The sequence below is a fragment of the Maribellus maritimus genome (genome assembly GCF_022267315.1).
GTDB classification, from domain to species: domain Bacteria; phylum Bacteroidota; class Bacteroidia; order Bacteroidales; family Prolixibacteraceae; genus Draconibacterium; species Draconibacterium maritimum.
Window position 1 is genome coordinate 1 of sequence record NZ_JAIKLE010000075.1, and the last position, 9,067, is coordinate 9,067.

At 38.6% G+C, this 9,067-nt stretch carries 9 protein-coding genes; all 9 read right to left on the bottom strand.

Annotated elements, in window-relative coordinates:
* Nucleotides 1-226: 226 nt before the first annotated feature.
* Nucleotides 227-856 (bottom strand): DUF4141 domain-containing protein, encoded by a 630-nt coding sequence (locus K5G00_RS28315; protein WP_238769859.1) that lies wholly within the window; start codon nucleotides 854-856, stop codon nucleotides 227-229.
* A 25-nt stretch (nucleotides 857-881) separates the two neighbouring features.
* Entirely contained in the window at nucleotides 882-3,374 is a 2,493-nt protein-coding gene (locus K5G00_RS28320) for a TraG family conjugative transposon ATPase (RefSeq protein WP_238769860.1), read from the bottom strand.
* Nucleotides 3,371-3,700, bottom strand: coding sequence for a DUF4133 domain-containing protein (locus K5G00_RS28325; protein ID WP_238769861.1), 330 nt, complete (start codon nucleotides 3,698-3,700; stop codon nucleotides 3,371-3,373). Before K5G00_RS28325 ends, K5G00_RS28320 begins: the two co-directional genes overlap by 4 nt.
* Before the next feature lie 5 nt (nucleotides 3,701-3,705).
* A complete protein-coding gene (locus tag K5G00_RS28330) occupies nucleotides 3,706-4,014 on the bottom strand; it encodes a DUF4134 domain-containing protein (protein WP_238769862.1) in 309 nt (102 codons plus the stop codon).
* 526 nt (nucleotides 4,015-4,540) lie between these two features.
* The gene (locus tag K5G00_RS28335; RefSeq protein WP_238769863.1) at nucleotides 4,541-6,394 is read right to left on the bottom strand and encodes an AAA family ATPase; all 1,854 of its coding nucleotides are present in this window, start codon (nucleotides 6,392-6,394) and stop codon (nucleotides 4,541-4,543) included.
* Complete coding sequence (locus tag K5G00_RS28340) at nucleotides 6,391-6,888, bottom strand: ABC-three component system middle component 2 (RefSeq protein ID WP_238769864.1); 498 nt, start codon at nucleotides 6,886-6,888, stop codon at nucleotides 6,391-6,393. The genes K5G00_RS28335 and K5G00_RS28340 overlap by 4 nt, the downstream gene beginning before the upstream one ends.
* Nucleotides 6,878-7,957, bottom strand: coding sequence for an ABC-three component system protein (locus K5G00_RS28345; protein WP_238769865.1), 1,080 nt, complete (start codon nucleotides 7,955-7,957; stop codon nucleotides 6,878-6,880). The genes K5G00_RS28340 and K5G00_RS28345 overlap by 11 nt, the downstream gene beginning before the upstream one ends.
* A 349-nt stretch (nucleotides 7,958-8,306) precedes the next feature.
* Nucleotides 8,307-8,864 carry a hypothetical protein gene (locus tag K5G00_RS28350; RefSeq protein WP_238769866.1) on the bottom strand — a complete coding sequence of 186 codons (558 nt, stop codon included), beginning with the start codon at nucleotides 8,862-8,864 and terminating at the stop codon, nucleotides 8,307-8,309.
* A 17-nt stretch (nucleotides 8,865-8,881) separates the two neighbouring features.
* Nucleotides 8,882-9,067, bottom strand: a 186-nt coding sequence (locus K5G00_RS28355) for a DUF3408 domain-containing protein (RefSeq protein WP_238769867.1), incomplete at its 5' end; no start/stop codon positions are given.

Genomic DNA, 9,067 nt, shown 5'->3' on the forward strand with positions numbered 1-9,067 from the left:
ACAAAAGAGGGGAAGAACATAATACACAAGCCAATGGCAAAGGGGCGCAAAAGCGGGTAAACATCAATGGGTTCAGTCCGGGCAAGCGACTGCCACACACGGGCAGCCACATAAAACAACGCCCCCAAACCGGCTATCCCTTTTGCCACCCCTGACATGTCGCTGCACAAAGGCGTCATCTCCACATAAAGGCTGCGGAGAATCTGGTGTAAATTATCGAAATCCATTACCAGTACCTTTCGTCAGCATTACCGTAAAGCGCCAGCATCCGCTGGGTATCGCCTTTTTTCTGTGCACGCAGATAAGAAACCGAAAGGTTCTTGTTCGTGTAATAGCGTACCAGGTTCCGGTATCGTTGGACAGAAACATAAACGCCGTTAATTACATCCATTCGTTCCTTGTCTGTCATAGAAAGCGAACTGGCATTGACAATCCCTTTCAGGTCAAGCAAAAGGTTGCTGCTTTCTTCCAAAAGTTTGGAGTAGCCAAAAGCGATGGCTCCCAATTCTTCCAAAGTAAAATTTTCGTCCTGCAGCATCAGTTGATAGGAGTTAATGTAGATGTCGGCAATTTCTCCAACCATTAAAATGGTTTCCTGGACTTTCCGGGCATCTTTTACAAGGTCGTTTACTGCTTTTAACGCATCGTAATACTTCTTACCTTGATCATATACTTTCTTTACTTCCTGAAAATTCTTTATCACGTTGGAAACCGTACTCGATGTTTGTACAATTTCGTTGGCGGAATTCACAATACTCTGTGCAAGGTTTACCGGGTCGGTAACCACAAATTGCGCCCGCAGATTAAAAGTGCCGAGCATAATAAGCAGCCCCGCTATAAATAGTCTTGTTTTCATGATTTTTAATTTTAAAATGAAAAGATTAAGCATTTCGTTTGCTGGCGGCCAGTTGTTTGATAGCCAGTTCAATGTTCCCGTCCAGTTGTTCAGTCACCCGGACGAGTTCCAGTTTCTCGGTTTCTTCGGTGGTGTATGTGTAGTATTCTTCCAAAGAAACTTCGGTTGCATAAACCGCAGATTGCACACCGCCCAAACCAATCCATACCTCTTTGTATTTTCGCCGGGGATGGTTGGCAAGGTTGATGGAAAGAATCTGTGATTTTTCTTTTTCAGTCAATCCAAGCAACTCCTGGATAGAACCGAACTTGTTCATGTACTTGCGCTGGTCGAGCAGGATTTTACAATCGGAATTGTTGATTATACTTTCCTTTACAATCTCAGAAGCGATAATATCATCGACCTCCTGAGTAACCACAACGGCTTCACCAAAGAATTTCCGAACGGTTTTAAACAAATATTTTATGTATTCCGCCATTCCTTCTTTGGCAATTGCTTTCCAGGCTTCCTCAATTAATATCATCTTTCGGATTCCTTTTAACCGTCTCATTTTGTTGATGAAGGCTTCCATGATGATGATAGTTACAATGGGGAACAGAACTTTGTGGTCTTTGATATTGTCCAACTCAAAAACAATAAAGCGTTTGTTCAGCAAATCCATTTGTTTGTCCGAGTTCAGGAGGTAATCATACTCGCCACCACGATAATAAGGTTCCAAAACGTTCAGGAAATTGGCGATGTCAAAATCCTTCTCGCGTACCTTTTTTGCAAGGAGCGTTTCGGAATAGTCATCCCTGACAAACTCATAGAATGTATTAAAAGACGGAGCTATCAACCCATCCGATTTCAACTTTTCGATATACTGGCTCACCGCATTCGACAAAGCCACTTCTTCCGAGCGTGTTGGCGCTTCCTCTTCATTTTTCCAGAGGGTAAGGATAAGCGTTTTGATGCTTTCCCTTTTTTCAATGTCAAACACACCGTCGTCGGTATAGAATGGGTTAAATGCAATCGGATTGTCCTCGGTATAGGTAAAATAAACCCCGTCTTCGCCCCTTGTTTTATAATGAATTAAATCACATAATCCTTTGTAGCTGTTCCCGGTATCGACCAGAAGTACATGTGTTCCCTGCTCATAATACTGCCGTACCATGTGGTTGGTAAAAAAGGATTTCCCGCTTCCCGAAGGGCCAAGAATAAACTTGTTCCGGTTGGTGATTATCCCTTTTTTCATTGGCAAATCAGAAATATCGAGATGCAAGGGTTTTCCGGTGAGCCGGTCAACCATTTTAATCCCCACAGGCGATAAGGAACTCCGGTAGTTGGTTTCACCGGTGAAGAAGCATAAGGCCTGTTCCATGAACGTATAAAACGACTCTTCAGAAGGGAAGTCTGCCGCATTGCCGGGGATGCCCGCCCAAAACAGTGTTGGGACATCCACGGTGTTGTAACGCGGTTTGCATTCCATTAGAGCAATCTGGGAACCAACATCATTTTTAACCTGCCGAAGTTCTTCCGACCTGTCGCTCCATGCCAGCACATTAAAATGTGCCCGGACAGAAACCAGTCCTTTGCTGTGCGCTTCATTGAGATACTCTTCCAGCCACTGTTTGTTAATCTGGTTGGCGCGGCTGTATCTCGAAAGCGAGTGCATGTTCCGGGCCATTTTTTCAAAACGGGCAAGGTTGGCCGAATGGTCGTCAATAAAAATGTACTGGTTGTAAATATGGTTGCACGTCAATAACAAGCCAACCGGCGAAGCATAGGACAACAGACAACTGCTGCGGTCGGTCGAAAGTTTTTCATACCGGCTTTCCGTGGAAACTTTTGTTGGCAAATCATCCAAATCTGAAAGGGTATGAAGCACCAGTGAGTTGTCCCCGATTTTCATTTCTCCCGGATTCAGGGTGATGTCCTGGAGACAGGCAGTTTGCTGTTGAGAAAGTGAAAAATACTTTTCCACAATTCCCGGTTCTTTCTCTGAGCCGGTAATCTGCTCTGCCGTTAAACGTGTAAGCCGGATAAAATCGCTGTCGTTAATGATTTGCTCAAACTGGTTCACTGCTTCCACAAACCGCAATACAGATTCCTTATTTTTTATCTCTTTAGGAAGCAGTGTTCCCCGCCCAAGCGAACTGAACGTACTTTGTTGCCTGCTCCGCTCTTTGGTGGTTTTGGTAAGAAAAAGGTAACAGGTGTGGCTTAAATACGGACGCTCATTAAAATGACGTTCAAACGAAGAACTTAAAAAGCTTAAATCCTGTTCCTCCGGTTGGTAATTCTCCTTAATATACCAATCCTGTTTGTGTACAATGGAGTAATCGGGCAATACTTTAATCGCTTTGTTCCATACCGAATGTATGGCTTCGTATTCTTCCGAAGTAATCGTAAACAGTTCCGGCAGTGTCACTTGAAATGCAATCGTAGTATCTGCATCTTTACTGATGATACACCCCTGTTCAACCGTCAGCAAAGGAAACTTGCTTTCAAGCGAGGTCGTTTTTAAAACGCTTCTCATACTGCCCCCTTCCTTTTATAAGTGAATAGCCTGGGAATACTTCTCCGGTTGATAATCCTGCGTGGAAAAGTCCGGGTTGCCTGCACCTTCATCAAACCAAAACGGCCAAATTTCCGGTTAAGCGAGAATGTCAGCCAGATAACCGTGAAAGCCAGAACCAGCCCGGAGAAAATACAAACCCACTGATTTATTCCGGCCAGGTACATGACAATGAAAATCACAAATGTTCCCAGCAACCCACCTGCAAAAATGAACAGGTACTGGCTTTGCAGACCTTTAAACTCAGCCGGTTTGTTTACTCCTTTATTGATAAAATATTCTGCCATATTTTTTACAGGAAGAATGAACGCAGGATGGTGGCCGCTACAATCAGAAAAATACATGCACCAAACCAGGCGGCTGCGGTTTTGCCGGTGTCCGGGTCGCCGCTTGAGAATTTGGAATACACTTTTACGCCGCCAATTAAGCCTACAATGGCTCCGATGGCATAGATTAACTTGGTTGCCGGGTCAAAATACGAGGTGACCATACTCGTGGCTTCGGCGATTCCGGCTGAACCATCTCCTTGGGCGAATAGTACTGTAACCCAAAACATGAAGAAAAGAGTTAATATGGATTTTATTGAATTGATTTTTGCCATTATGATTTATTGTTGTGCTTTCCGATAGAAATACAGGAGAGCGGTTTTACTATTTTTTTACTGGAATCTCTCTTGGTGATGTGGCAAAACCACTGGGATGGAATTGGGTTTACCCGTAATCTTTTTCCTTCATCTTTTTCAGAATTTGGTTACTACTCAGGCAGACTTTTTCCTGCCTCGAACCAAATGTAAAAGCTTAAATCACTGAAAAATAAAAAGGGGAGTATGTGGAAGTATGTGGCTGTGTTTGGCTTTGAAAGAATAGTTAAATATGTAACCTAATTTTTTGAATTCATGTGCCGTGCATCGGGAAGATATCTGATTAAAAATTGAGCAGTGCAAACGGTTTATTTTTATCGCTATGCATTGCCCACTTTATATATCCCAAATGGAAGTAACAGACCATATCCAAAGAAAAAGAAGAATGCAATTCGGTAAAGGTGGCTTTGTCCTGGAGTACAAAACTCGAAGGGCTTGACCTTGCACGTAAGAGCGAAGTCACCTAGCTTTGCACTTATTTTTTTGATTAATCTTCGTTTGTTAATGGTATAAAACCGTATCTTCCATTCTTCTCATTTTTAGTAAAATGGATGTAGTTAATATTTCTTGTGACGTCAGATGGGGGATTATCATTTTCAAGAACGATAATTTGTTTATCCTGACCAATAGTGCTTAGATTTCGATAAAAAAGTTTCTTCATATCATCAGATATTGCATCACTACCAACTGCCTTTTTATCAGCTTTTTTAAAGGTAACGAGCGGAGAGTCTAAAACAACAAAACCCGCATGTGGTTTTTTAAACAAACTACAGTAATTCATCAAAGAAATAATAAAGGCGGCGTGAGTAATAGCTCGATATCCTTTGCCTTGGTCTTTTCTGTTTTTAGCTCCGATTGTAATATCCTGAAGATCCTCACTAAAGCCAATTCTATCAATATCTGGGTATCCCCAAGCTGTTAACTGCGCTTCAATTAATTTAAGTAAATCATTGATTTCAGCAGCTTGAACACCGGTCTGTACTTTCTCAGTTTTTTTCTGGGGTTTGAGATCTTGAACGGCCTTTTCTCTAAGTTCTTTCATTTCTTCAAGCTGTTCAATCATTCCAAGTGTTATTTCTATATCTTTTTTGGCTTCATATAATTTGGATAAACGGCCCTTAATTTTATTGACAGAAGGTTCTAGTTTTTCATTGAGTTGTTTGTCAATCCATTTATAAGACTCTTCTTCATTAGTTTTAATTATGGTATAATTCTGCTTCTGCGCATCTACTTGTTTGATAGTAGCTTGTAGATCGGACTGTAAAGAATTTATCTTTTGCTTTTCGATGAAACAAGCGTCTTTGACATTGTTTATTTCTTCATTGCTTATAATGCAATCAGGTTGATGATATTCGGATTTAGCGCCACAGACAGGACACAGCTCATCTTTGGATTGGTTCAATATTTCACCTGTCTCTATAATAGCGTCTAAGCGATTTAAGTCATTCTGATATTGTTCAGATAGCAGTTGAAATCTACTCAATAGTTCTGAAACATGAATAAGTTTTGATTCAATTGAAAGAGCTTCTTCCCATGATTGTTTTCTTTTAGTCTGTAATTCGTCTATTTCTTTTTGGTTCTCAGAAATATTAATTATTTCAACATTGATTTCATTTTCAATCTTAGCTTTTTTCGCCTCAAGTTCTTCCTTCGATATATTACTGTCAAATTTAAAAGCTCCCTTATTAAGTAAGTGCTCTAAAAGATTGATCCTAGCTGTAGCATCAGCTTTTCGAATTTCAGGTTTTTGCTTCACTATAATTTGGCTATAGTCAATTCCAGTAATAAGAAACTTAAAAAGTGATTTTTCCACTGTTACTGATGTAGGCATTCCGGAAAAAATTGGAGAATATGTAGATTGTATTTTACCTTCATCGACAAGTAATAACTTCCTCAGTATGTTAAAAGTAAGATTTACTGTCTCATTACGTTCATTTTTCTTTAATTTTTTGCTAGATATATTTATTTTATTTAATAAAAAGTCTGAAATATTATCCTTAGCATTTGCGCTACCGGAAAGTGTTGTTTTGTCCGAATTATCATCAATGTCATCATATGGCATTTCATACACATTAACGTCGTTTGAAAGAGTACTTCGTTCGATCGTAAATTCATTGCCGTCATGTTCAATTGTCAAAAAAAGATTAGTGTAACCCTTAGCCTCTGTCGGTTCTTTGGGTACTGTTGAACTACCTAAAACATAAGACAGACATTCAAAAATTAAAGACTTACCAGTATCAGAAGGCCCGGTAATAACATTAAAACCCGAAGAAAACTCGATAATAGCCGGTTTTTTACCAGTTCCTTTATAAACCAAATTTTTTAAAGTAAGTCTATTCATAAATTCTCAAACTTTAAGATAGCTTCATTTTCGAATTCACCGCCCCATTTATCAAGGTTCTGTCGAAAATACTTGTCCAATTCTTTATCGCGCATTTTGCTAAAGGTCTCAAAAACCCACATTGCTCTTTCTTTTAATAATCCGATATATTTTGATGATAAACAATCTATAAATGGAGTTGCATTGTCTGAAGCATAATAAAAAATTCCTTTTTTATTATATTCTCGTAATATGAGTTTCCGGCTCATAAAAAGAACTAAACCTTGTTCTAACATCTTCCTTTTTACCAAAACTTCGCCAGATCGATGGGGCGTAGCAGGATGGATACTAGTCGGCCCCCCTGCATCGCCTGAATGAACTAATAAATAGTCATAATAAATTAACCGTTGAATATCAAGTTTTGTTGGATAGGCATGTTCAAGCAAAATAAGAGACCGTAATCCAAGTTCAACAGCACTATTAAAAGGATGTAATATTTTTATTTCATTCGTCATTGCTAGCCCAAGTTATTCTATCATTATTAGCCAATTGATGACATATGCCACCTCGATCTGCCAGTTCAAGTCTATCTTTTAACGGGTGAGAATCGATTTGAATTTTAAAGGCTTCTTGGATGGTATCTTTTACCTTTTCAAAGCCATTCGGGTGCTCAGAAATTATAATATTCACAATACCACGATATATTGAATCTTGGAGCCGCTCAAATTCACCACTTTCCAAATAGTCTCTGGAAAACTTCTCTAGTGACTCAGCGCAATAGAACTGTATTCGAGCCTCATCAAAGTGTAATTTTAACGACTTATTATTTTCAACATCATTCATTGAACAATCTGATTTATTAAGCCATTCAGCATAGGCGTCTAAAAGTTTTCTCACGTAAATGGCCTCAATTTCAGCAATTTCTTTTGGTGGATTCAAGGATTTGGGTCTTGATGGTAACCCACCTCCAAACCGAGTATGATAATATGGCGTCTTACGATGAAAATCTAACAGATCAAGAACAGATAAATCTTTAACGATCGAGAAATCAAAATTTTTGATATAGTCTGAAAGTTTCGTGTCTAAATCTATTGATCTAGTTGAAGTTATTTTTGATTTACAATGTTTATCCCAGTTTTCGATTAGAATATCATTGAAACCTTTCATATTATTGCGAATAATTTTACCCAGCTTTGTTCCTATTCCTTGCGGTGCCGCAAAAAAATAATTCTCCGGCACAGGATATTCATTATTCAATGTGTAATAACATAATTTCCCCATTTCTATATATATATCACTAGGTGATAAAGGATGGTCATAATGCTTACATTGGTAATTATCCCATTTGCCCTCAAAATTATCTTTTGTTCTAAAGGCAACTATATCTAACCCTTGATCACCGGCTCCACCGCTACGCCTCACAGAGACATATTGGCTTTGTAAATAATGAGTACATTCCTCAATAAACCTTTCCCACTCTTTATCCTCATAATTTAGGATCCTTACCTGAGGTAATATAGTTGCACCATGATTGATGACATCACTATATGTTGGCTGTAAAGGTGGAATGGAAATATCGGTCAACTCTATGGACATTCTATACCTGATAAAATATGTAACAATAATAACTATTAAATAATGAAAATTAAAAAATTTACAACTATTAATTCATAATAAATGGAAATGAGAAAAAAGAAGTTAATCCCCCTTTTTCTCAAGTATTATTAATATTGGATTAAAGAATTTAAACTGCAAAAATTGAATTTGCACTAACGACCAACTAATTGATTCCTATGACTTTTCATTTATTCAAAGCTAGGAACTTGAAGATATTTATGGACATCTGGAAAGAGTAAAAGCAAACTTGATTAAATAATGCATGGGTGAAAAATGAATAATGACAGTCACTGACACTATTCGGCGGAAACAAACTTTACGTAGAATAATCCCTTATATTAAAACCAGCTAACCCATCATCTAACATTTGTTTATTTTCGCTTGTGTCCAATTTCCCTAAATGCAAATCAATCAACTCCACAATCCGTTTTTGATAGTCTGAAGACGAGGAGGTTATTTGTTCTACCCAGTCAGTACTTTCATTCTCATATAGTAATTTTCCTGATTTCGCCGGATTTTGAGGCTGTACACTTTCAACATCATTGACCACCTCCATCATATCTTCAAAAGTAATATCGGACGAAATTTCAGATGGAAGTCCAAATTGTTCCAGTTCCTCTTGTTCTTCGATAGTCTCAATATCAGGTTCATATTCCAACGACACTTCAATATCCATTTTGCCGGATAAATCTGGTTCAGTGATAGCACGTTTAGTAGTAGTCAAGACAAAAGTACTTTTACCGACAATTCCTTCCTGATTGAGCTTTTCAGAAACCATTTCTTTTTTACTGGGGAGGGTTCCGGTTTTGCCCTTCCATTTTAGGAAAAGCATAAAAAGAATGATGATTGTTATAATCGCAATTAGTTCAAGCATAATACTCTGGTTTAGGATTAAAAAATATCAGTATTCTTTTCGTTGTAGAGTTTAACGATGTCCTCCTGGAAATCCTCAAAATGTTGGCTGAGCACATTATCGATATAGTTAAAAATTGAGATTTCATCGTTGCCAATAATGCGCACAATCTTTTGAATCCTTTCGTGGTATTCCTGCCGGATGGGGACATGCTTGCCAAATCG

Bases quoted from the DNA above. Each gene is read 5' to 3' on its own strand.
- K5G00_RS28330 (WP_238769862.1), bottom strand. From the start codon at position 4,014: ATGGCAAAAATCAATTCAATAAAATCCATATTAACTCTTTTCTTCATG.
- K5G00_RS28335 (WP_238769863.1), bottom strand. From the start codon at position 6,394: ATGAATAGACTTACTTTAAAAAATTTGGTTTATAAAGGAACTGGTAAA.
- K5G00_RS28350 (WP_238769866.1), bottom strand. From the start codon at position 8,864: ATGCTTGAACTAATTGCGATTATAACAATCATCATTCTTTTTATGCTT.
- K5G00_RS28325 (WP_238769861.1), bottom strand. From the start codon at position 3,700: ATGGCAGAATATTTTATCAATAAAGGAGTAAACAAACCGGCTGAGTTT.
- K5G00_RS28320 (WP_238769860.1), bottom strand. From the start codon at position 3,374: ATGAGAAGCGTTTTAAAAACGACCTCGCTTGAAAGCAAGTTTCCTTTG.
- K5G00_RS28315 (WP_238769859.1), bottom strand. From the start codon at position 856: ATGAAAACAAGACTATTTATAGCGGGGCTGCTTATTATGCTCGGCACT.
- K5G00_RS28340 (WP_238769864.1), bottom strand. From the start codon at position 6,888: ATGACGAATGAAATAAAAATATTACATCCTTTTAATAGTGCTGTTGAA.